This window comes from Vibrio halioticoli NBRC 102217 (genome assembly GCF_000496695.1).
GTDB classification, from domain to species: Bacteria; Pseudomonadota; Gammaproteobacteria; order Enterobacterales; family Vibrionaceae; genus Vibrio; species Vibrio halioticoli.
Window position 1 is genome coordinate 1 of record NZ_BAUJ01000058.1, and the last position, 22,097, is coordinate 22,097.

Consider the following 22,097-nt stretch of genomic DNA (forward strand, 5'->3'; position numbering starts at 1 on the left):
GTATCTGATTACTAAAATCATTAAAGGTCTCCATGAAAGAATCCATCTTAATCACAGGTTGCAGTAGTGGCATTGGCTATCATTGTGCGGTGCAGTTGCATCAAGCGGGTTATAAGGTCATTGCCAGTTGTCGCAATCTGGAAGATGTGGCGCGCTTGCAAGAGCAAGGGCTGCACTGTGTACAACTGGATGTGACTGATAGTGCTTCCATTCATCAGGCTATTGCTCAGGCGCTAACCTTGTGTGATGGCAAAATTGATGTGCTGTTTAATAATGCCGCTTATGGTCAATGTGGTGCGCTGGAAGATCTGCCGACTCAGGCACTGCGTGCGCAGTTGGAAACCAATTTGTTTGGTTGGCACGAACTGACCAAAGCGATTATTCCGCTGATGCTGGCGCAAGGCGGTGGCAAAATTATTCAAAACAGTTCTGTGCTCGGTTTAGTGGCGATGAAATATCGCGGCGCTTATAACACCAGCAAATTTGCTTTGGAAGGTTATACCGATACTCTGCGTTTAGAGTTGATGGATACGCCTATTTCGGTGAGCTTGATAGAGCCGGGACCAATTGTCAGTAAATTTCGAGAAAATGCGTTGCATGCTTTTGAAAATACTATTGATATTGCACACTCTCGCCATCAGAAAAACTATCAAAATACCATTGATAGATTGGGCAAAGCATCGCCTAGCAATCGCTTTACTCTGCCGCCAGAGGCGGTGCTTAAACCGGTACAAAAAATACTAAGCAGTGCTAAGCCAAAGGCGCGCTATTACGTCACTCAGCCTACCTATATCTTTGGTTTTCTGCGCCGGATTTTGCCCGTGGCATGGCTCGATAAGCTGTTGGTGAAAAGCAACTGATTACAGGTCAAGCTAGCTATTCGCCTAGCCATAACGGCTGATTAGGATCGTCTTGCTCGCACCAGTTAATATCTTGCCTTGCTTCTAAATAGAGTTGCACGCCATGATAAAGCTGAAAGGCAATTACGCCACCTAGATGTTCATGCTCATCAAAAAACGCATCTTCGCATTGTTGCAACTGGGCAAGAGTGCGAATATTGCGACTCATCACCCATACAATCGCTTTTGGCTGAGCCGTTTCACCGTGAATGTTCACTTCACGCACATCTTCTACACAAACCGCTTTTACTGCCAATAATGGCGATGTTTGGCTGTTATCACGGAAAATAGCGTCTTTATCGGACTGTTGCAGGGCAATTTCAGCTAGCACTTTCTCAGCCTGCCTCTTAGTAATAGAGGGATATAAACGAGCAATGCGCAGTGCGTACGCCAGTTGCTTTTGACCTAGTAGCGCCACCAACTCATCAAATAAGTGCTTGTTAAGGGATTCTGATTTTTGATAGAAATCCACGGCGGTTTGAAAATTGATAAAACGCGCACCATCAAATTCAAAACCGTAGCTGTCGTCGATAATATCCAGTGGCACGCCATTAAGAGCCAAAGGCCAACCCGAGAAATCCACGCGCCCTTTGGCTATTTCGTACATCATCCAAGCGCTATCAGTGAAGCCCTTAAATGAAGTGCCTTCTAACTGAGTTTCAGCAAGCTCTTGTTTGGTCCAGTTCACGCCTATGCCTAAATGCTTGGCGTAACGCTTCATCAAAGCGTTAGTCACTTGCAACTGTAAATCCCACACCGAATCGGTCACACAACTGCTGGCGATGGTTTTGCACTCTTGGCAAGCCGGTAATTGCAATGGCGTATGCGCCAGCACAGCCGACGGTCTACTCGGGAAATTAACAGCCGCATTGCTCGGCTCACCGCAGAACCAACAAGTATGTCGATGATTAAAAGGGATATCGATGGCTTCATAATTTAGCATGTTGATGATTCCAGAACTTGTTGTAATACTTGCAAAAATTTATCTTCTATTATCGGTTTAACTAACACAGCGTTGGCGCCAGCGGACAAAAATGCCTGCTCGGTGGATTGATAGCCGTCAGCGGTACAGGCCACCACTGGCGTGGTAATGTTGAGTTCTTCACGCAATTTTTTGGTCACTTCAATGCCATCCATTTTCGGCATTTGGTTGTCCATTAATATTAAATCGTAGCGATTGGATTGTACCTTGACGATGGCTTGCAAGCCATCAGTGACCCAATCAAACTCTAGGCCATGCTTTTTACCTAACGCTTGGATAACAAAGGCATTGGTTTTGTTATCTTCTACTAACAAGATGCGTAAATTGCGCCCTAATGGCGAACGTTCAATCGTGTTTGCGGTTAAAGATGAGAAAGTATCGGCTGAAGATACGTTGGGTAACATTTCTATAGGTAAAACCACAGCAAAACAACTACCATTGCCGAGTTGACTGTCTACTTTAATACTGCCGTTTAAGTGACTGACTAAGCTTTTTACGATGCTGAGCCCCAAACCGCTCCCACCATATTCTCGGCTAATGTTGACATCCGCTTGAGTAAAGGATGAAAACACCGACTCGAGTTTATTTTGCGCAATGCCAATACCGGTATCTGTGACGGTAAAACACAACAGTGCTCTATTGCCCAACTGATTACGCAATTCGACATCCATGACCACCGCACCTTTGGCGGTAAATTTGATGGCATTGGTTAATAAATTTAAAAAGATTTGCGTTAGACGCATTTGATCACTTTTCACCATCACTTCACCATCAAAGTGCTTGTTGATGACAAAGCTTAACGCTTTTTGCTGACAACTTGGCTTGGCAAAAGAGGCCACGGTTTCCAATACCTGATTGAGAGAGAAGTCACTGTATTCAATGATCTCCCCGCCCTTATCTATCCGAGAAAAATCCAAGATGTCATTAAGCAGATTAAGTAAGTGTTCACTACTTTGATAAAGCACCTGCGTTTGCTGTTGTTGTTCATCAGAATTGGCGTTTTCTTTAAGCAGTTGCGCCATGCCCAAAATGCCATTTAACGGGGTGCGGATTTCGTGACTCACCTTAGCCAAAAATTCGGCGCGCGCCACCGCCGTTTGTTCGGCTTCCTTACGCGCGCGCTCACTTTGACGTTCTGCTTCAATAAACTGAGTGATGCTACGGCCTTGAATGACTAACGTTGGCGCAGCCCCATCCACCAAAATAGGCGCAATACTCCAGCGATAAATCTGCTCGCCCACATAGCTATCTACTTCGGCAATTTTTTGCGTTTCTAATACTAAATCGAGATGTTTATCTAGGTGTCTTTTTAAGGTTTTAGCGCCGCGATCATTAGCAAAAGCTTCAATGGCTGCCGGGTTTAGCTCTAAAATCTTTTTCTCATTATTGAGCAGCACCGTCGGCAATACCGAAAAGTCGAACAAGTTTTTAAACGAGGTTTCTTTTTGTTGTTCCCGTTGAATACTTTTTAATAAGGTTTTACCTAAACGGTCAAATTCGGCAATGTTTGAGCCTTTAAAATCGACACTCTTTCTGGCACTGTCAAAGCTATCTGCAAGATGCATTACTCCTTCGATTTCGCGCTCCACTCGGCGCTGTACCGACTTAGTAATGATCACTGCTAAAATCGATACTGTCAGTAATGCAAATAACAAAGAGGCAGCAAAACTGTATTCGACTCGCTCAAGTTTGCTGGTATCTTGCAAGAAAACGGCTTTGATTGGCGTTTTAACACCGCCTATCATTACATCCACTTGGTTGATCACTTCTGAACCAAAATAACTATGATCGGTGAACTTCAGCCCTTGCTGTTGCTTTAGTTTCTGGCTGACTTCTGCCGAGGAGGAGGCTATGATGTCGCCCCCTTCCACCAGCATGATTTCACTGATATTGGCATCGGCGATCACGTCTTGTAGCAAGCTCAAATTATTGTCCATCACTAAGCCAACGTAGTAATAGCCCACTAACTCTCCGTTTTTGGAGTTAATTAACGATGAGCGGCGCACCATGATGTGCTTATTCCCTAGCGCTTTTGATGGCGCTAAGAAGTACCACTTGTTGTTATAATCGACCTCACTTTCTAACGCCGATAACTGCTGACGAGTAAGGCCATAAAAAGTGGCGTGCCCATCATCCCAAACCAGATCGCCATATCGAAACATAAAGCGAAAGTCTGACACGCCATTCGGGTCAACCTCTTCTAATTCAAACATATAGTTATCAATGGCTTGATAGTCACCAGCATCAAACAGATCAATTAGCGTGCGAGAGCGAGAGGTGATGTCTTGGGTCACTTGAATGGTTTGTAAACGATTTTCCATCAACTGCTTGGCAATGCGAGCGGTCTGATTAAAGTTTCGCTCTAACTCAGCTTCAAACGTACGAGTGCTTAAATGGTAGTTATATAAGAAAAAGCCAACAATCACCGCAAACCAAGCCATCCAGGCTGTGCGAATAATCTGTCCCGTGAGTGACTCTTTTCTGTCCTTTTGTTTCATAGTGACCTATTGAAATATGCGGTTAACGATCAGAATAACGAAACGCTTTGCTTTTTAATGCTTCTATCTTTTGGTTGTCATCGTATTTAGTCAGCACTTCATAATCGCCAGAAAATACTTGTGGCACTGGCTTATTTTGCAAATCAAGCTTGATCGCTTCCGCCATCGCAATGCCAGTATCATCGGTCATGCGCACCACGGTAAAATCGATAATACCATCGGCAACAGCTTCAATTTCCGCGCCGCCTCCCCAACCATTGACCATTACATCACGTCTGTCTAATTGCGACAGTGCTTGGGTAACACCAAATGCCAAGTCCGTTGAACATGCGTAAATAAAATCCAAGTTTTTTTGTTTTTTCAGCATAGAGATGGTGGCTTCATAAGCGGATTGACGATTGGCATTAGTAAAATAGGCACTTTTTAACGAGTAATCACCTTGGCTTTTCATGTACTTAATAAAAGTATCGCCACGCGCTTCACTGATATAACCGGGAGAGAAATACATCATTCCAAAGTCCGCTTGCTCGGGAAATGCTTTTTGGTATTCATTGGCTAGCAGTTTTGTCCCAAGCACATGATCAAAACCGACATACATCAAGGGTTGGTGATTTTTCCAGTGCTTTATAGGCGTGGTGATATTAATCAAGATAAGCTTAGTATCACGGTTACTACTGGTGAGTAAATTCTCAGCGAACTTCTTATGACGACTGGTATCGAGCGTAAAAATCAAATAATCCGGTGCGTTGTTCAGTGCCGTTTGTAAGCTTTCAGTTTCACGGCGGTAATCCATATTTGGCCGAGATGAATATTTGCGCAGGCGATAATCAATCCCAAGCTCATTCAATCGCAATTCCAATGCTTTGATATTGCGCCACCAATAATCGGACAGCTGAGTACCCGGATAAACAATATCAATTTCAATTGGCTTATCTTGCGGGATTTTTAGAGGGACAGGGGCTTGATAGATGCGCTGATGCATCTGTTGAGTCAGCGCATTTTGTGTGGGGTGTTGCTCTAAGTACTTATCGTATTGCCAATAATCGAGCAATAAATCATTGGCAAAACAAGTACTAGTGAATAACAGCAACAGCGCTGTCAGGGTATTTCGCATAGCATAGACTCCAACTGTAAGGTGCTGTTGCCCAACACCAAACTTTCCTTTTGTTTCTTGCTTAACTGCTTGATCTTATATTCTAACTTGAGCGCCAGAGATTTATTCTCAACCTTAGTTGACCATTCAAGAGTCAGCGGACCCTTGCCGCGCAACGCTTTTGCGCCAGTTCCTTTGACGTGCTGCTCAAAGCGCCGCGATAGATTGTTGGTCACGCCACAATATAGAGCATTGTGGCGAGTGCGAATAAGATAAACAGACCACAAAGTGTCCGATTGCATTCTCCTAATGCCCGTTACAATACAGATTCAATCAAAGCCCTTAATTCCGAAACTTCGGCTTTTAATTCATTCACTTGTTGCTCAAGTGCGTTAATTTTTTCTGTGGTCGGCGTAGTCGTGACGGATGCTACAGGCGCAGATGACGCCAATGCTTGCACATCCACCTCAACGCAGAACAAATGTTGATAACGAGATTCACGCTTACCCGGCTCTCTTGCTAGTTTCACCACAATCGGCGAATCAAGCGTTGCCAGTTTATCTAAGGTCGCTTCCACCTCTTTTACATCCGCAAATTGTGCTAAACGATTGGTGCGAGTACGCAATTCACCCGGCGTTTGAGCGCCGCGCAGAAGCATCACACAAACAATGGCCTTATCTTGCGCAGTAAATTGCAGATCGCCAAATTCGGTGTTGCAGAAGCGGTGTCTGTATTTAGCAGTGCGACTGTTAAAAGTGCTCTCGTCGCTAACGAGATGGCGTTCAATGAGTGCATTTATTCCGTCTAGCACTTCTGCATCGCTGAGCTCCATAACTGGATCACGATTACTTTTTTGATTGCAGGCAGTGGTTAAACTATTGAGGCTCAAAGGATAATAATCTGGCGTAGTGACTTCTTTTTCGATTAGGCAGCCAATGATACGAGCTTCTAGGGGAGATAATTGCAATAACATTCTCAAATTCCATCTTCATATTTTATTTTCTAAGATTGTATGCAAGTATTGATTAGGTTGCGATAGCTAGTCTACCAATTTATGCCCGTTTTGCTTTGAATGTAAAAAAAGCGCTCAACAATCAAAATAGCAGGCTCTTGTCGCTGTATGTTTGCCAAAGCTTGTGGTTTAATTTCCTCAGTTATTTTTCGTCTAAAGGATATAAAATGAACAACGTATACGAAATTGTAAATTTAGCTCGTCAAAAAAATAAACTTAAACGCGAAATTCTTGATCACGAGAAGAAAATCCGTGATAACCGCAAACGTGCTGATCTTTTAGACAACCTAATGGATTACATTCGACCAGACATGAGCCACGATGAAATTATCGACATCGTGAAAAACATGAAAGCTGATTACGAAGACCGTGTTGACGATCACATCATCACTAGTGCTGAGATTTCGAAAACTCGTCGCGATCTAAGCCGTAAAATCCGTGAGCTTACTGAAGTAGACAAGCAAGCAAACGGTAAAAAATAAGTCGTAAAATCTGAGTGCCTAGCCCTAGGCACTCAGTCTTTTCTCCCGCCTCGGAACTCAATTTTGAAAAACCACGATCAATACTACGACACCTCTTTTAGTAAACTCTCTTTAACTTGTGAAGAGTTTAATGATATTGAATTTGAAGAGTGTGAGTTTATCGACTGTGATTTATCAGAGGCTAAGTTTGCCAACTGTCGTTTTATCAATTGTTCGTTTGTACGCTGCAATTTAAGCCTGCTAAAAATCCCCAACAGCCGTTGGTATCAAATCGCTTTTACTGAGAGTAAATTGGTGGGTATCGACTGGACCACGGCCTACTGGCCCAGCTTTCATGTGGATTGTGAATTGGAATTTAAGCAATGCATCCTCAATGATTGCTCTTGGTTTGGCCTAACCCTGCAACAGCTCAAATTTGAAGAATGTAAACTGCATGACGCCGATTTAAGAGAAGGCGACTTTTCTGGCTCTAGCATGACCTATTGCGATTTTACTCACAGCCTCTTTATGCGTACCAACTTGGAGCGAGTCGATTTTACCGAATCGAGCAATTTAGCTATCGACCTCAACAATAACCGCTTATCCGGCGCTAAATTCTCCCGCTTTGAAGCCCTAAACCTGCTCGAAAGCTTAAACATAGAATTGGTAGATTAAGCTTTATACATCTCGTTGTAATTTGGAATATGGCTCTCCCAAATTGCAGGGCTGCCGATATGTTGCTGCACAAAATCAATAAATTCACTGACTAATAAGGTTTTCTTGCGGTGCGGATAAATCGCATAAATGCCGGTATCCATAGTCGACAATTGATAGTCGGTCAGTAGCGGCACCAGTTTTGACTGTGAAATGGGTCTGTCTAAGTTAAACAAATCAATTAACGCATAACCTAAACCGTCTTTTACCGCGCCCATCATAGTGCGCACATCACTGATTTTATAATTGCCCTGCATACGTAGCGTCACCATATTCGAGGAATGCGCGCTTTCGCTAATTCTCACTCTATCTAAAGTGACATTACCGTTGCTGTACACCACCGCAGGTAACTCTAATAGCTGTTGCGGGGTTTGCGGCATGCCGTGTTGCTGAATAAATTCTTCTGAGGCCACCAGCGCAAAGTTGGTTTTGGCTATCTGTTTGGCAATCAGGTTAGATTCTTTTAATTTACCCACTCGAAACGCGAGATCAAAGTGATCGGCAATAATATCAACCCGTTTATCATCCAAAGAAAGATTAACCTGCACATCCGGGTATTGCTTCATAAAGCGCGTCACCACGGGTTGCAGATATTCCTGACCAAAAAATATTGGTGAAGTAATGCGCAATGAGCCTTTTGGCTCAGAGTGATAAGAATCGGCTATGCTGTGAATATGGGTTAATGTATCAAGCAAGATATGGGTCTGCTCAAGTATATCTTCACCTGCCGACGTTAACGAGATAGAACGCGTCGAGCGATTGAGCAATTGCACTTCTAAACTCGCTTCTAATTTTTTGATCTGCTTTGATAGTGACGAGTTATCCATGTCATGCAAGGTTGCCGCCTTGGAAAACGATCCTTGTTGCACCACGTCTCGAAAAAGTGCTAATTGTACAGTCAGTGACATGACCTCTCTCCTACGTCCAATGTTTGGCAAGTCTGTTATTCGCTGGCGAATGTAATAAGGTTTAGGCTAAATATCAATTAAAAGCAGTGCCCTATGTCTAAATAGCGCTGACGAATATGCTCAATCAGCAACCTTACTTTGTTCGGCGGCTGACGCGTAAACGGATACACCGCATAAATCCCCAGTTTTTTACCCACTTGATCGGGAAAAATATCAATTAAGTCGCCATTGATAAAATCTTGATACACCAAACATCTTGGCACGTAAGCAATGCCGTGTCCGCCGATGGCAGAGCGGCGCAATGCGGATGCATTGTTAGTGGAGAAACCACCCGACACTTTAATGGTGTAATTGCCCCGCTCCCCTTTAAACTCCCACTCACTCGCACCCGTGGTTTGATAGGCGTATTGCAGACAGTTGTGATTAATCAGCTCATAAGGATGAGTGAGCTTGCCGTTTTTAGCGATATAAGTTGGCGATGCGCATACCACCCATTGCGAATCGATAATATGACGCGCGATTAAGCTCGAATCTTCCAGATATCCCGTTCTAATGACCAGATCGTAGCCGTCACTAATCAAATCTACAAAGCGATTATTTAACGACATATCGATAGATAAGCCTTTATTTTTATTACAAAATTCTGCGACGGCATCCGCTAAAACGAGCTCACCAGAGATGGTCGGCACCGACATTTTGATGTGTCCTGTGATGTTTTCGCCAAATCCAGAAACCGCATCCTTGGCTTCCTCGGTGGCTTGTGTCACATTTTTCGCTTTTATTAACAATATCTTACCGGCTTCCGTAAGGCTTAGTTTACGGGTGGTTCGATACAATAATTGAGTGCCTGCATTTTGCTCTAATCTGGCAATTCTTTTGCTAACTACCGAATTTGTAAGGTTATTTTTTTCTGCGACCTTGCTAAAACTGCCCAGTTCTATCACTTGAGAAAATAGAATTAAATCATCAGCTTTCATATCATTACATCACTTTTAGAAATAATCATTTTCATTATTTCCCTATATCAACAAAAAATAAAGAGATAAATTCACTGTCGATTAACAAAAACATTACAAGATACTTTCGCTTTATGACGAGAAGGCTCTTTCATAAAGTGCAAACGTACGAGGAAGTATACCTATGAGTGAAACCCTACTGGCCTTAGTGGCCTTCTCCCCGATTGTCGTCGCGGCAATCTTACTGGTTGGCCTTAACTGGCCAGCAAAAAAAGCAATGCCTGTCGCATTTGCCTTAACTGTCGTCATCGCACTGGTGTTTTGGGACATGTCGGCCAACCGCGTTATTGCTTCTATATTCCAAGGTCTAGGCATTACCGTCTCAGTACTTTGGATTGTATTCGGTGCCATCTTCTTATTGAACACTCTTAAGCACACCGGAGCCATCACCGTTATTCGTAACGGCTTTACCGATATTTCCAGTGACCGCCGCATACAAGCCATCATTATTGCATGGTGTTTCGGCTCGTTTATTGAGGGTGCATCAGGCTTTGGTACGCCAGCGGCCATCGCAGCACCTCTACTAGTTGCTATCGGCTTCCCTGCATTAGCCGCCGTGTTAATGGGGATGATGATTCAATCCACGCCTGTATCATTTGGCGCGGTAGGTACACCGATTATTGTCGGGGTAAACCGAGGGTTAGATACGCACAATATCGGTGAATCACTCCTTGCCAATGGCTCAACATGGGACATTTACCTACAACAAATCACCTCTAGTGTGGCCGTTATTCACGCTATCGTTGGTACGTTAATTCCTGTGCTGATGGCTGTTATGCTGACACGCTTCTTTGGCAAAAACCGCAGCTGGAAAGAAGGTTTAGATATTCTGCCGTTTGCACTATTTGCTGGTATTTCTTTCACCATTCCTTACGCGCTAACTGGTGTATTCCTTGGTCCTGAATTCCCATCACTGATTGGTGGCATGATTGGTCTTGCTATTGTAGTGACGGCGGCGAAAAAAGGTTTCCTAGTACCAAAAACCAAATGGGATTTTGAAAGCGAAGACAAATGGCCTGCTGAGTGGTTAGGTTCACTAAAAATTGATCTAAAAGAGAAAACCACTGGCAAACCAATGAGTTTAGCCAAAGCATGGGCACCGTATGTGATGCTAGCGGTTATTCTAGTGGCTAGCCGTGTTAGCCCTGAATTTAAGGGCATGCTGACTGACGTTAAAGTGTCGTTTGCTAACATTCTTGGCGAAGTGGGTATCAGTACTGCGTTCCAACCGCTTTACTTGCCAGGTGGCATCTTAGTGTTTGTCGCTCTGCTGGCGGTTATCTTGCAAGGCGGCGGGATGAAACCACTGCGCAATGCCTTTGGTGAATCCAGTAAGACTTTGATTGGTGCAGGCTTCGTACTGCTGTTTACCATCCCTATGGTACGTATCTTTATCAACTCAGGTATCAACGGCGCCGATCTTGCCAGTATGCCTGTGACAACAGCCAACTTTGCTTCTGGTTTGGTGGGCTCTGCCTTCCCTATGCTCAGTGCCACAGTCGGCGCGCTAGGTGCCTTTATTGCAGGTTCAAACACCGTATCTAACATGATGTTCAGCCAATTCCAGTTTGAAGTGGCGCAAACCTTGAATATCTCAAGTGTGATTATGGTGGCTCTGCAAGCGGTAGGCGCAGCAGCAGGTAACATGATCGCGATTCATAACGTGGTCGCAGCTTCTGCAACGGTTGGGCTTCTTGGACGTGAAGGTGCTGTGCTACGTAAAACTATTATCCCTACCTTCTACTACTTGGTCATGACCGGCATCGTCGGAATGATTGTGGTATATGGCTTCGGCTTCAGCGATGCATTAATGAAGTAACACCCTTTGTACAAGAGCGCCTTCAGTGGCGCTCTTTTAATCCACTCTTCTCACAATAACTCTTCAATTTTCTCAACATGAAGATACGGGTATTCAAATTATGATCATCTCTTCATCAAACGATTATCGCGCCGTAGCCAAGAAGAAGCTTCCTCCTTTCTTGTTTCATTACATTGACGGCGGCTCATACGATGAGCGCACGCTAAAAAACAACACTCAAGATCTTGGCGACGTTGCCCTAAGACAGCGCGTACTCAACAACATGTCCGATCTTAATCTGGAAACAGAATTATTCGACGAAAAGCTGGCGATGCCTATTGCCCTTGCCCCAGTTGGTTTAACAGGCATGTACGCTCGCAGAGGCGAAGTACAAGCGGCGAAAGCGGCGGCCAACAAAGGCATTCCTTTTACTCTTTCTACGGTTTCGGTTTGCCCAATCGAAGAAGTGGCACCGGCAATTGATAGACCAATGTGGTTTCAGCTGTACGTGCTAAAAGACCGCGGCTTTATGAAAAACGTTTTGCAACGTGCTAAAGAAGCAGGCGTAAAAACACTCGTTTTCACTGTAGATATGCCAGTTCCCGGCGCGCGCTATCGTGACATGCACTCTGGCATGAGCGGGCCGTATGCCAATATTCGTCGCATCGCACAATCTATGCGTCACCCTAGTTGGGCGCTTGATGTCGGCGTATTGGGAAAACCGCACGATCTGGGCAACATCTCTACCTATCGCGGCGAACCCACTAAACTTGAAGATTATATTGGCTGGTTAGGCGCCAACTTCGACCCTTCCATTTCATGGAAAGATCTGGAATGGATCAGAGACAGTTGGGATGGCTCGATGATTATCAAGGGCATCCTCGATGAAGAAGATGCGAAAGACGCTGTGCGATTTGGCGCAGACGGCATTGTGGTCTCCAACCACGGCGGTCGACAGTTAGACGGCGTGCTATCAACGGCGAAAGCACTACCTTCAATTGCCGATGCGGTTAAGGGCGATCTTAAAATTTTGGTCGATTCTGGCATTCGCACCGGACTGGATGTAGTTCGCATGTTGGCGCTCGGCGCAGATTGTACTTTGCTTGGGCGTTCGTTTGTTTATGCACTGGCTGCAGAAGGCGGCGCTGGAGTGGAAAACTTATTAGACCTTTATGACAAAGAGATGCGCGTTGCTATGACCTTAACCGGCGCAAAATCCATTAGCGATCTGTCACGCGATTCTCTGATTAATCCGCTGTAAGTAAACAATTTAACAGCGCACCGTCATCATTTTTTTATTAGGAAGCATTCATGGCCAAGACTCTTTCATCAGCCACTTATCAACAACTTGAAACGCGACTGGCGTCGAAGATCGATGCTGAGCGCATTGTCACCCAAGAGGCAAAGCGACTCGCCTACGGCACCGATGCCAGCTTTTACCGACTGGTCCCTAAAATTGTTCTGCGATTAAAAAATCTCGAAGAAGTGACCTTTGCCATTAATAGCTGTCGCGAATTTAATGTGCACTGTACTTTTCGCGCCGCCGGTACCAGTTTATCCGGGCAGGCGCTGTCCGATTCAGTATTAATTACTTTAACCGACGATTGGCGCGACCATGAAATTGTCGATGGCGGCAATAAGATCATCCTGCAACCGGGCGTCATTGGTGCGGATGCCAATAAATATCTCGCTCCCTATCAGCGTAAAATCGGCCCAGATCCGGCCTCAATCAACACCTGTAAAATTGGTGGTATTGCGGCCAATAACGCCAGTGGCATGTGCTGTGGTACGGCGCAAAACTCCTATAAAACCGTTGATAGCATGAAGCTGATTTTCAGCGACGGTGCGCACCTTGATACAGGCTCACAGCAAAGCATAGATGCCTTTGTTGCTGCTAAACCTCAGCTAATTCAAGGGGTGAAAGACTTGTGTGCAAGCGTGGCACAAAACCCTGAGCTATCACAAAAAATCAAACATAAGTACCGTTTAAAAAACACCACAGGTTACGCACTCAACGCTTTGGTGGACTATCACGATCCGATAGATGTCATCCAACACTTAATGGTTGGCTCTGAAGGCACACTGGGGTTTATTGCGGAAATCACGTACAACACTGTCATTGAGCATGCCAATAAAGCTTCTGCGCTATTGGTGTTCTCCACCATTGAAGAAGCCAGCCTTGCGGTCACGGCTTTATCTAAATTACCTGTTGCGGCGGTTGAGTTGATGGACGGCCGCGCAATGCGCTCAGTGGCAGACAAAGCCGGAATGCCCGAGTTCATTAAAGAGCTAGATTTAGATGCTACGGCAATTTTGATTGAGTCACACGCCTGCAGTCAAAGCACGCTTGATGAACAATGCACTGTGGTGATGAATGCACTCGCTGACTACACCATAACCCATTCCATTCCGTTTACTAGCGACGCTAAAACCGTTGCCACGCTATGGGGCATTCGCAAAGGCATGTTCCCAGCGGTGGGCGCAGTGCGTGAAGTGGGCACGACAGTAATCATTGAAGATGTGGCTTTCCCGGTAGAAAATCTCGCTAACGGCATTCGCGATCTGCAAGCCTTGTTTGATAAATACCACTACAGCGAAGCAATTATTTTTGGTCACGCACTAGAGGGCAACTTGCACTTTGTGTTTACTCAAGGCTTTGATCAGCAAACCGAAATTGACCGCTACGGCAAGTTTATGGACGAAGTTGCAGACTTGGTGGCGGTAAAATACCAAGGCTCTCTCAAAGCAGAGCACGGCACTGGGCGCAATATGGCGCCGTATGTAGAGCTAGAATGGGGCAAAGAAGGCTATGCCTTAATGCAACAAATCAAAGCGCTATTTGATCCTAACGGTTTATTTAACCCCGGCGTTATCATCAATGATAACCCGCACTCGCACATTGAAAATCTAAAACCAATGCCTGCGGCAGATTCCATTGTCGACCGCTGCATCGAATGTGGCTTCTGTGAGCCTGTGTGCCCTTCTCGCACTCTTACCTTGTCACCACGACAACGTATAGTGCTGTATAGAGAATTACAACGTAGACGCGCTGCGGGCGAGCAAACGCAAGCCTCTGAACTGGAAGAGATTTTCAACTATCAAGGCATTGATACCTGCGCCGCTACCGGCTTGTGCGCCGACCGTTGCCCGGTTGGGATCAACACCGGCGATCTAGTGAAACAGCTGCGCACCGAGAAATATCAAAAGTTCACTCCTATTGCGAAATGGACAGCCAATCACTTTGCCACCACCACTACGCTGACTAAAGCGGGCTTATCGGCCAATCAAGTCGCCACTAAAGTAATAGGCAATAATGGCGTGGGTAAATTGACCAATGGTTTGCGTAAAATCAGCAAAAATCGTACGCCGATTTGGCTAAAAGAATATCCACAAGCAAACCGTTTTGATGTTGAGAAACACGCATCAATCAATGCTGCTTTGCACGCCGATGCGCTAAAAAAAGTGGTTTATATGCCCTCGTGCGCCAGTCGTAGTATGGGACAACAAAATGACGCGCCTGATCAAAGACCGCTTACCGAAGTCACTTTATCCCTGCTAGAAAAAGCCGGTTTTGAAGTGATTATGCCAACGCAACTTAACGAGCAATGTTGCGGAATGCCCTACGATAGCAAAGGCATGAATGAGCTAGCGCAATCTAAAGCCGAGCAGTTAGAAGCGGTACTTTGGCAAGCCAGTGAACAAGGTAAATACCCTGTGCTGATGGACACTAGCCCGTGTGCGAAACGCAGTATTGAGCAATTCACCAAACCTTTAGAAGTTCTCGAACCAACAGGATTTGCCGAAGCTTATTTGCTAGAGCATTTAACTCTTGCCCCTCTTGATGAACCGGTGATGCTACACATTACGTGCAGTTCAAGGCGCATGGGGCTTGAGCAAACCATGCAAAATATTGCCAAAGCGTGTACTTCGCAGGTGATTGTTCCAGAGCACATTCAGTGTTGCGGCTGGGCAGGCGACAAAGGTTTCACCACCCCTGAGCTCAATGAAGCGGCGGTGCATCCGCTCAAAGAGCAAGTGCCAGCAGGCTGCTCTCGCGGCTTTAGTAACAGTAAAACCTGTGAAATTGGGCTGTCGCACCATAGCGGTATTCCGTATCAATCTATCTTGTATTTGTTGGATGAGGTGGCTGTTGCTAAATAATTAGCTTTTATCCGTTCCTTTAATAGAAAAGGGTCATGCACATTTGTGCATGACCCTTTTGCTTTCTCTAAGTGTTAGCAATAACCTAACCGGTGCTATTCATCATCAAGATCCACCAGCTTAGTACTACCGCCGTGCGCTTTTTCGCGTAGTCTTTGAATCATGGCATAAAAGCCCGGAATCAATAACGTACCCGCCAAGAGCACACATAGCAGACCACCAATCAATGAAATACCTAATGAGTTCTGGCTAATATGACCCGCGCCCGAGGCAAACACTAACGGGAAAATACCTAAGATAAACGACCATGAGGTCATGTTCACCGCTCTAAAGCGTAATTTACCGCCCATTACCGCTGCTTTATCCAGTTCGAGTTCGTTCTCTTCACGTTCATTTTTGGCAAACTCTACAATCAAGATCGCATTTTTTGCCGCCAATGCTATCAGCAGAACCAAGCCTATCTGCGCATACAGATTTAACGGAATACCAGCTAAATTCAGCGCTAAGAAAGAACCTAACGTGGCAATTGGCACCACCAAGATAATGGCAATAGGAATAGTCCAACTCTCGTATTGCGCCACCATAAACAAGTAAATAAAGATCAGCGCTAGAGCAAAGGCAAAGATCGCTTGATTACCGGCCATCTTTTCTTGATACGCCATACCTGTCCACTCGTACTGATAGCCTTGTGGCAGTATTTCGGCCGCAACTCGTTCCATCGCCTCAATCGCATCGCCACTGGAGAATCCCGGTGCAGGTTGCCCTTGAATGACTGCTGAGCGATACATGTTGTAACGCCACGCCACATCAGGTTCAAACACTTGCTCGTAAGTAATCAAGGTGCTTAACGGCACCATGACCCCTTCATTACTGCGCACAAAAAAGCGTTCCAAATCATCCATCGACGAGCGGTATTCGCTATCTGCTTGCATGGTCACCCTAAAGTTCTTACCCAGCATAGTGAAATCATTCACGTACATTGAGCCTAAGTTACCTTGTAGGGTTTGGAAGATATCCGTGAGCGAAATGCCTAATTGTTTGGCTTTTGTTCTGTCGATATCCACATAATAGTGCGGCACATTGGCACGGAAAGTACTAAAGGTGTAGGCAATCTCTGGCTGTTTATTGGCTTCTTGAATCACATCGTTCATCAATTGCGCCAAGTCGGTGCGACTGCGGCCTAAAGTATCTTCTAATACAAACTCAAAACCTGAGGCTGAGCCCATGCCCGGCACCGCTGGCGGCCCCATGGCAAATACCATAGCATCTGGAATTTGCGCCGCAGAAGCTGCATTGATTCTGTTTGAAATCGCAAACGATGAATGATCGCCCTCAAGCTTAGCGCGTTCATCCCAAGTTTTTAATTTCACGAACAGTGAAGCGCCATTTGATGCCGCCGCTCCTGTCATAAAGGCATAACCAGTTGCTACAGTAACGCCTTCGACTCCGGGTTCATTCTCAAACAGCCCGACCAGATCTTCCACCACAGCTTCGGTGCGAGACAGCGATGCAGAGTCAGGTAGCTGTACATTAGTCAGCAAAATGCCTTTGTCTTCTTGCGGTACAAATGCGGTGGATGTGGTTTTGCCAAAGTAAGTCACCAACGCTACTGCCACAAGGAAGAACGCCACTAACAACAGGCCTTTTTTAACCAAGAAACCTGCCAAGCGCCCATAACCTGAAGTCACTTTATCCAAACCTCGGTTAAAGGCTTTAAACCAACCTGCGGTATTGCCTCCGCCTTGTTTTAGCACCAGTGAACACAGCGCTGGAGATAAGGTCAGTGCGTTAATGGATGAAATCACTACTGAAATACAGATGGTTAAAGCAAATTGGCGATACATGATCCCCGTAATGCCCGGCAACATCGCCACTGGCAAAAATACCGCCAGCAATACCAATGTTGAAGTAACAATTGGACCTGTCACCTCTTTCATCGCGATTAAGGTGGCTTTTCTTGGTGTCAGCGATGGGTTTTTCGCCATAGTGGTATCGACATTTTCGATAACCAAAATCGCATCATCCACCACAATACCTATGGCGAGGATCAAGCCAAATAACGTAACCGTATTAATGGTAAAGCCGGTGATTTGCATCACCGCAAAGGTACCAATTAACGATACGGGAATTGCCACCACAGGAATTAACGTGGCGCGCGCACTGCCTAAAAATAGGTAGGTCACGGCAATCACCAATAAGATGGCTTCAATCAGAGTTTTGACTACCCCTTTTATCGATTCCTCGACAAACAAAGTGGTGTCGTAACTGCTCTCATAGGCCATTCCATCAGGGAAGTTAACGCTTAACTTCTCTAAAGTGCTCATCACCAACTCGCCACTTTCTAGGGCGTTAGCGTCAGATTGAAGATTTAAGATCACAATCGAGGCATCTTCGCCGCGAAACTGACCCGTACCATCGTAGTACTTTTTACCGAGTTCTACCCGAGCCACATCTTTTAGATAGACCGCTGAACCATTGTGATTGGCGCGCAGCATGACGTTTTCAAATTCATCAACGCTGTCTAAACGCCCTTTAGTGACTAGGTTAAAGGTTACGTCAGTCGCTGCATCATACGGCGGAGCGCCCACTTTACCGGCGGCGACCTGAATGTTTTGCTCACTTAACGCGGCATACACATCCGAGGTGGTCAGCCCTAAACTGGCGAGCTTTTCCGGATCAAGCCATACGCGCATGGCAAATTCACCGCCGCCGACGACGTTAACTTCACTAATGCCGCGCACGCGAGTGAGCTGATCTTTGATATTTAAGTTAACGTAGTTGACCAAGAACTGATCGTCATAGCGTCCGTCAGGCGAATAGAAGTTCAATACCATCAGCATATCAGGCGAACGTTTTTTCACCGTCACCCCGACCGATCGCACCTCTGGCGGCAGCTTAGATTCTATTTGCGTAACGCGGTTTTGTACGTTGACCTGAGCCATATCAGGATCAGTACCCACCTCAAAGGTCACGTTCAAATTATACGAACCGTCATTAGCACTTTTTGACGACATGTAAATCATGCCTTCAACGCCATTGACCGAGGTTTCTATCGGATCGGCAATCGCCTGCTCGACGGTTTCGGCGCTAGCGCCTGTGTAGTAAGCGGTCACACTCACCGATGGCGGGCTAATTCTTGGGTATTCTGAAACGGGCAATACCGCCAAAGATATGACACCTGCCAAGGTCAAAATAATTGAAATCACCAGCGCAAATTTGGGGCGCTGGATAAAGAATCGACTTAGCATATGATTACTCCGCCGCTTCTGGTTTAGATTCGGCTTTAGCTGGCGCTACCTGCACAGGTAAGCCATTGCGCACACGCTGTAATCCGCCGACGATGATTTTATCGCCCTCGCCTAATCCAGTGTGCACAATCACTCCATTTTCAGTCTGCGCACCTAGCTCAACATTGCGTCGCTCCGCTACGTTGCCCTCACTCATTAGCATCACGAAATCACCCGCGACATCGGTTTGCACGGCGCGACGAGGGATTGCCACCGCATCTTGAGTATTGGTTGAAGCGATCACGACATTGATGTGCTGACCCGGTAATAAAGTATGCTGTGCATTCGGCACTAAAGCGCGCACTGCTAATGTACCTGTGGTTAAATCAATGCGGTTGCCCACAAAGTCTAAAGTGCCTTTTTGTGGATGTTGCTGACCATTTTCCAGCTCCAACGTCACTTCTACGCCGCCACTATTGGACTCACCACTATTGGATTCGCCATCGCCTTGGTATTTATCAAAGCCAAACGCTAGACGCTCTCTTTCACTAAGTTGAAAAGCGGCGTGTACAGGATCAAGGCTGACTAAAGTGGTCAGTGTGCCCGATGATGGCGAAAGTAGATCGCCCGTGCTGACTTTAGTATCTGAAATACGGCCGGTAAACGGCGCGGTAATTTGGGTATATGAGAGGTTTACTTGTGCTAGCAATAACTGCGCGTTGGCTGCTTGCAATTGCGCATCAGCGCCCAGTTTCTCGGCTTGTTTGGTATCAAATTCAGACTGAGAAATACTGCCTCTAGGAAGCAAGTTTTTTGCACGCAGATAATCGTTTTCTGCACGTTTTAAGTGAGCACTTGCTTGGGCAACAGAGGCTTTAGCGCTGGCAACTTGAGCTTCAAAAGAAGAAGGCTCTATCGTATACAGCAATTGGCCTTTTTCGACAATTTGACCTTCTTTAAAATGACGTTGTTTGAGATAACCCGTCACTTGCGCAGTGATATCAACATCTTCCACCGCCTCAATGCGACCCACATAAGCTTTGCTTGGCTGATACGCGACAATGGCAACAGGTTCGACGATAACAGTAGGAGCGACTGCGGTTTGTTGTGGCTTTTGCGATTCCCCACAACCTGCAAGCATCAAAGCACTCACCAGACCCACTACTTGTAACGACTTCTTCATTAATACACCTTTTAAAAATCAAAACTCTCTTGCACAAAGGCGTGTTTTTCGCCCTCGCAAAAGATGGATAATCAATAAGTGTATTCGTGAAAATCAGCAGTATTAATAAAACAAATGTAACTAAAATTTACAAAACTAGTTTCATAACAAGTATTAGCCAAAGTATGACAATCACAAAAGCTAATTCAATCTAAAAACACCTAATAGCGTTGCATATTGACCTTGCTATGACATCTTCCATCACTCAATTTGCAGCTCTTTAACTAACTCCATCCACTCTTGGATTTCTTCACGAAAGTGTCGCTTTTGCGCATCAGAAACAGTGGCAAGTATGCTGACAATGCTTTGATTAGCGAGCTGGCGATTGCGCTCTAGTTGGAGGGTAAGTAGCTCTGGATACACCTGCTCTGGTTCATTGACTAAAAAGGTCAGCTCTTTTTGATAAAAGAACGGATCATCACGGCGCGCAAACATAGTGTGGATGCGATCGCGCATAGTAATTCGATACAGGGCCCACTCTTTATGTGAACGCTCTATGTTATTAACCCAGGTTTCGACAATCACTTGCTGTTCATCGGATACAGAGCCTAGCCAGCGATGTAAATTTTTCTCAATTCGTTCTTGGTAGTAACGTTTGGCTTGCTGGTCGCTTTTACTGGCGAATTTTTTTGTGAACATCTCGTGCTTTAGAGTCAAATTCTCGATAAATTCGTCAATTTGTCCTTTGCTAAGGGAGCGAGACAACAAATACACATCTGGCGTGGCCTTATTAGATAGGCGACGGATATGCGCCCGAAACACCTCTTGCTGTTGCTGCAAAAACGCCATATCCACCGCAGAGAGTTCCGCATCATATAAGGTTTGCAATTGCGCTTGGTAGTGAGGCAGCTCTTCGGTTTTATGCCACAGCGCCAATTGTTGTAAACGCTGATCGAGTATCTCTTCTTGTATCCCCGTTAAGGTGACGTAATCTTCCACATACTCAAGCACCACCCAATCTAAATTACGATAGACCATCTTTGCGGTACACGCCGTTAACGTCAGTAATAGGGCCCCCAAGATTATGCTTTTTAATCGCCATCGCTTAAGTGCCAAAAAACCGTCTAACTGCAGTCTTATCATGCGCATGTGTATTGTCATCCTTAACTGATACCAATCGCAGTAATTCAATGATTGATTTTAATATCCTCTGTCCATGCAAAGTATTGTAGAAGCTTATGAAAATGGCGAATCAAAATACAAAAAATCATAATGCGAATTAGCGATAGTCTCTTTAAAGATAGCGCCCTCATACTGCTAAAAATAAATAGCCCCTGCATAGCGCGAATGATAATCTGTTTTAGTTAGACCAATGGATTTACACCCTCATCTTGATACAGCAATTACCAATATTGGGTACAACACTCTTACCTATGTCACGCTGTGTCTACATAACGTCTCCCGTGGCCCATTGGAGACGTATAAAAGGAGTTATTAGAATGTCTTTAGTGTTGTACTACGCGCCCGGCGCATGTTCTGGCGTGACTATCACAGCGATGATTGAATTAGGACTTGAATGCGAGTTTAAAAAAGTTGATTTAGCATCCGGCGAGCAAAAAACACCGGCTTATCAGCAGATTAATCCATACGGTAAAGTGCCTGCGGTGACGGTAGACGGACAACTCCTAACAGAAAATCCTGCCATTTTGATCTACCTAAATTCACTAGCAACGTCATCAAAATTAATGCCCGATACTGACTGTGCTTTACAGCGCTCGCAGTACTATTCCGATCTCATGTGGCTGTCTAGTTCGGTACACCCATCGGTGCGACATGTGTGTATGCCGTCATATTACACCCAGAGTAGTGATACCGACGATGTTGTCGCCAAAGGAATCAAACAACTGATCCTTTACTTCACTATGGCTAATCAGCATTTACAGAACTCGACATGGTGGTATGGCGAGCAGTGGTCTATTTTTGATACCTATTTGCATTGGTGTTATACCCGTGCTCTGCGAGGAGGATTCGCTTTAGATTCATTCCCCGCGCTGCTGTCTCATCAGCAGCGTCTTGAGGCAAGACCGAGTTTTGCCATTCGACAACAAATAGAACAGCGCTAACCGCCCGCTGACCAAATATACAATTAACTCAGGTCGATGTTGT

The 22,097-nt window shown here is 45.4% G+C and carries 17 protein-coding genes; 7 read left to right on the forward strand and 10 right to left on the reverse strand.

Annotation, left to right across the window (positions count from 1 at the left end):
- The first annotated feature begins 32 nt into the window (after positions 1–32).
- Positions 33–860, forward strand: coding sequence for an SDR family oxidoreductase (locus VHA01S_RS14770; protein ID WP_023405159.1), 828 nt, complete (start codon positions 33–35; stop codon positions 858–860).
- A 16-nt stretch (positions 861–876) separates the two neighbouring features.
- Here the strand turns inward: VHA01S_RS14770 and VHA01S_RS14775 are convergent, their stop codons facing one another.
- From VHA01S_RS14775 to VHA01S_RS14795, 5 genes are read right to left on the reverse strand one after another with little or no spacing between them, the layout of a single operon-like run.
- Positions 877–1,842, reverse strand: coding sequence for a hypothetical protein (locus VHA01S_RS14775; RefSeq protein ID WP_023405160.1), 966 nt, complete (start codon positions 1,840–1,842; stop codon positions 877–879).
- Positions 1,836–4,379 carry a LuxQ periplasmic sensor domain-containing protein gene (locus tag VHA01S_RS14780; protein ID WP_023405161.1) on the reverse strand — a complete coding sequence of 848 codons (2,544 nt, stop codon included), beginning with the start codon at positions 4,377–4,379 and terminating at the stop codon, positions 1,836–1,838. The genes VHA01S_RS14775 and VHA01S_RS14780 overlap by 7 nt, the downstream gene beginning before the upstream one ends.
- Positions 4,380–4,401: 22 nt before the next feature.
- Positions 4,402–5,493, reverse strand: coding sequence for a substrate-binding domain-containing protein (locus tag VHA01S_RS14785; RefSeq protein ID WP_023405162.1), 1,092 nt, complete (start codon positions 5,491–5,493; stop codon positions 4,402–4,404).
- A complete protein-coding gene (locus tag VHA01S_RS14790) occupies positions 5,478–5,774 on the reverse strand; it encodes a GIY-YIG nuclease family protein (protein WP_023405163.1) in 297 nt (98 codons plus the stop codon). The genes VHA01S_RS14785 and VHA01S_RS14790 overlap by 16 nt, the downstream gene beginning before the upstream one ends.
- A gap of 14 nt (positions 5,775–5,788) precedes the next feature.
- On the reverse strand, positions 5,789–6,445 hold the full coding sequence (locus tag VHA01S_RS14795; protein ID WP_023405164.1) for a YceH family protein: 657 nt from the start codon (positions 6,443–6,445) through the stop codon (positions 5,789–5,791).
- Between the two features lie 206 nt (positions 6,446–6,651).
- On the opposite strand from VHA01S_RS14795, the gene VHA01S_RS14800 reads away from it, so the two are divergent.
- Together VHA01S_RS14800 and VHA01S_RS14805 are read left to right on the forward strand one after the other, a co-directional pair.
- Positions 6,652–6,966, forward strand: coding sequence for a DUF496 family protein (locus VHA01S_RS14800; protein WP_023405165.1), 315 nt, complete (start codon positions 6,652–6,654; stop codon positions 6,964–6,966).
- 63 nt (positions 6,967–7,029) lie between these two features.
- A complete protein-coding gene (locus VHA01S_RS14805) occupies positions 7,030–7,620 on the forward strand; it encodes a pentapeptide repeat-containing protein (RefSeq protein ID WP_023405166.1) in 591 nt (196 codons plus the stop codon).
- Here the strand turns inward: VHA01S_RS14805 and VHA01S_RS14810 are convergent.
- Positions 7,617–8,567: a LysR family transcriptional regulator gene (locus VHA01S_RS14810; protein WP_023405167.1), complete on the reverse strand. Its 951-nt coding sequence runs from the start codon at positions 8,565–8,567 to the stop codon at positions 7,617–7,619. The two genes, VHA01S_RS14805 and VHA01S_RS14810, sit on opposite strands and share 4 nt — an antisense overlap.
- Positions 8,568–8,644: 77 nt before the next feature.
- The gene (locus VHA01S_RS14815; protein WP_023405168.1) at positions 8,645–9,544 is read right to left on the reverse strand and encodes a LysR family transcriptional regulator; all 900 of its coding nucleotides are present in this window, start codon (positions 9,542–9,544) and stop codon (positions 8,645–8,647) included.
- A gap of 163 nt (positions 9,545–9,707) precedes the next feature.
- Here VHA01S_RS14815 and VHA01S_RS14820 point away from each other — a divergent pair, with 163 nt between their 5' ends.
- The 3 genes from VHA01S_RS14820 to VHA01S_RS14830 all read left to right on the forward strand — a co-directional run bounded on the left by VHA01S_RS14820 (position 9,708) and on the right by VHA01S_RS14830 (position 15,542).
- Positions 9,708–11,402, forward strand: coding sequence for an L-lactate permease (locus VHA01S_RS14820; RefSeq protein ID WP_023405169.1), 1,695 nt, complete (start codon positions 9,708–9,710; stop codon positions 11,400–11,402).
- A gap of 100 nt (positions 11,403–11,502) precedes the next feature.
- On the forward strand, positions 11,503–12,642 hold the full coding sequence (gene lldD, locus VHA01S_RS14825) for an FMN-dependent L-lactate dehydrogenase LldD (protein WP_023405170.1): 1,140 nt from the start codon (positions 11,503–11,505) through the stop codon (positions 12,640–12,642).
- A 50-nt stretch (positions 12,643–12,692) separates the two neighbouring features.
- Positions 12,693–15,542, forward strand: a complete 2,850-nt coding sequence (locus VHA01S_RS14830; protein WP_023405171.1) for an FAD-binding and (Fe-S)-binding domain-containing protein — start codon at positions 12,693–12,695, stop codon at positions 15,540–15,542.
- A 95-nt stretch (positions 15,543–15,637) separates the two neighbouring features.
- On the opposite strand, the gene VHA01S_RS14835 is transcribed toward VHA01S_RS14830, so the two are convergent.
- The 3 genes from VHA01S_RS14835 to VHA01S_RS14845 form a co-directional block, all read right to left on the reverse strand.
- Positions 15,638–18,790 (reverse strand): efflux RND transporter permease subunit, encoded by a 3,153-nt coding sequence (locus VHA01S_RS14835; protein WP_023405172.1) that lies wholly within the window; start codon positions 18,788–18,790, stop codon positions 15,638–15,640.
- Between the two features lie 4 nt (positions 18,791–18,794).
- A complete protein-coding gene (locus VHA01S_RS14840) occupies positions 18,795–19,952 on the reverse strand; it encodes an efflux RND transporter periplasmic adaptor subunit (protein ID WP_023405173.1) in 1,158 nt (385 codons plus the stop codon).
- Between the two features lie 240 nt (positions 19,953–20,192).
- Positions 20,193–21,080: a DUF6279 family lipoprotein gene (locus VHA01S_RS14845; RefSeq protein WP_023405174.1), complete on the reverse strand. Its 888-nt coding sequence runs from the start codon at positions 21,078–21,080 to the stop codon at positions 20,193–20,195.
- Between the two features lie 350 nt (positions 21,081–21,430).
- On the opposite strand from VHA01S_RS14845, the gene VHA01S_RS17920 reads away from it, so the two are divergent.
- Positions 21,431–22,054, forward strand: coding sequence for a glutathione S-transferase family protein (locus VHA01S_RS17920; protein WP_023405175.1), 624 nt, complete (start codon positions 21,431–21,433; stop codon positions 22,052–22,054).
- Positions 22,055–22,097 lie beyond the last annotated feature (43 nt).

Excerpts from the sequence above, each read along its gene's own strand:
- VHA01S_RS14770 (WP_023405159.1), top strand. The coding sequence starts at position 33 with ATGAAAGAATCCATCTTAATCACAGGTTGCAGTAGTGGCATTGGCTAT.
- VHA01S_RS14775 (WP_023405160.1), bottom strand. The coding sequence starts at position 1,842 with ATGCTAAATTATGAAGCCATCGATATCCCTTTTAATCATCGACATACT.
- VHA01S_RS14780 (WP_023405161.1), bottom strand. The coding sequence starts at position 4,379 with ATGAAACAAAAGGACAGAAAAGAGTCACTCACGGGACAGATTATTCGC.
- VHA01S_RS14785 (WP_023405162.1), bottom strand. The coding sequence starts at position 5,493 with ATGCGAAATACCCTGACAGCGCTGTTGCTGTTATTCACTAGTACTTGT.
- VHA01S_RS14790 (WP_023405163.1), bottom strand. The coding sequence starts at position 5,774 with ATGCAATCGGACACTTTGTGGTCTGTTTATCTTATTCGCACTCGCCAC.
- VHA01S_RS14795 (WP_023405164.1), bottom strand. The coding sequence starts at position 6,445 with ATGTTATTGCAATTATCTCCCCTAGAAGCTCGTATCATTGGCTGCCTA.
- VHA01S_RS14800 (WP_023405165.1), top strand. The coding sequence starts at position 6,652 with ATGAACAACGTATACGAAATTGTAAATTTAGCTCGTCAAAAAAATAAA.
- VHA01S_RS14810 (WP_023405167.1), bottom strand. The coding sequence starts at position 8,567 with ATGTCACTGACTGTACAATTAGCACTTTTTCGAGACGTGGTGCAACAA.
- VHA01S_RS14815 (WP_023405168.1), bottom strand. The coding sequence starts at position 9,544 with ATGAAAGCTGATGATTTAATTCTATTTTCTCAAGTGATAGAACTGGGC.
- VHA01S_RS14820 (WP_023405169.1), top strand. The coding sequence starts at position 9,708 with ATGAGTGAAACCCTACTGGCCTTAGTGGCCTTCTCCCCGATTGTCGTC.
- lldD (WP_023405170.1), top strand. The coding sequence starts at position 11,503 with ATGATCATCTCTTCATCAAACGATTATCGCGCCGTAGCCAAGAAGAAG.
- VHA01S_RS14830 (WP_023405171.1), top strand. The coding sequence starts at position 12,693 with ATGGCCAAGACTCTTTCATCAGCCACTTATCAACAACTTGAAACGCGA.
- VHA01S_RS14835 (WP_023405172.1), bottom strand. The coding sequence starts at position 18,790 with ATGCTAAGTCGATTCTTTATCCAGCGCCCCAAATTTGCGCTGGTGATT.
- VHA01S_RS14840 (WP_023405173.1), bottom strand. The coding sequence starts at position 19,952 with ATGAAGAAGTCGTTACAAGTAGTGGGTCTGGTGAGTGCTTTGATGCTT.
- VHA01S_RS14845 (WP_023405174.1), bottom strand. The coding sequence starts at position 21,080 with ATGCGCATGATAAGACTGCAGTTAGACGGTTTTTTGGCACTTAAGCGA.
- VHA01S_RS17920 (WP_023405175.1), top strand. The coding sequence starts at position 21,431 with ATGTCTTTAGTGTTGTACTACGCGCCCGGCGCATGTTCTGGCGTGACT.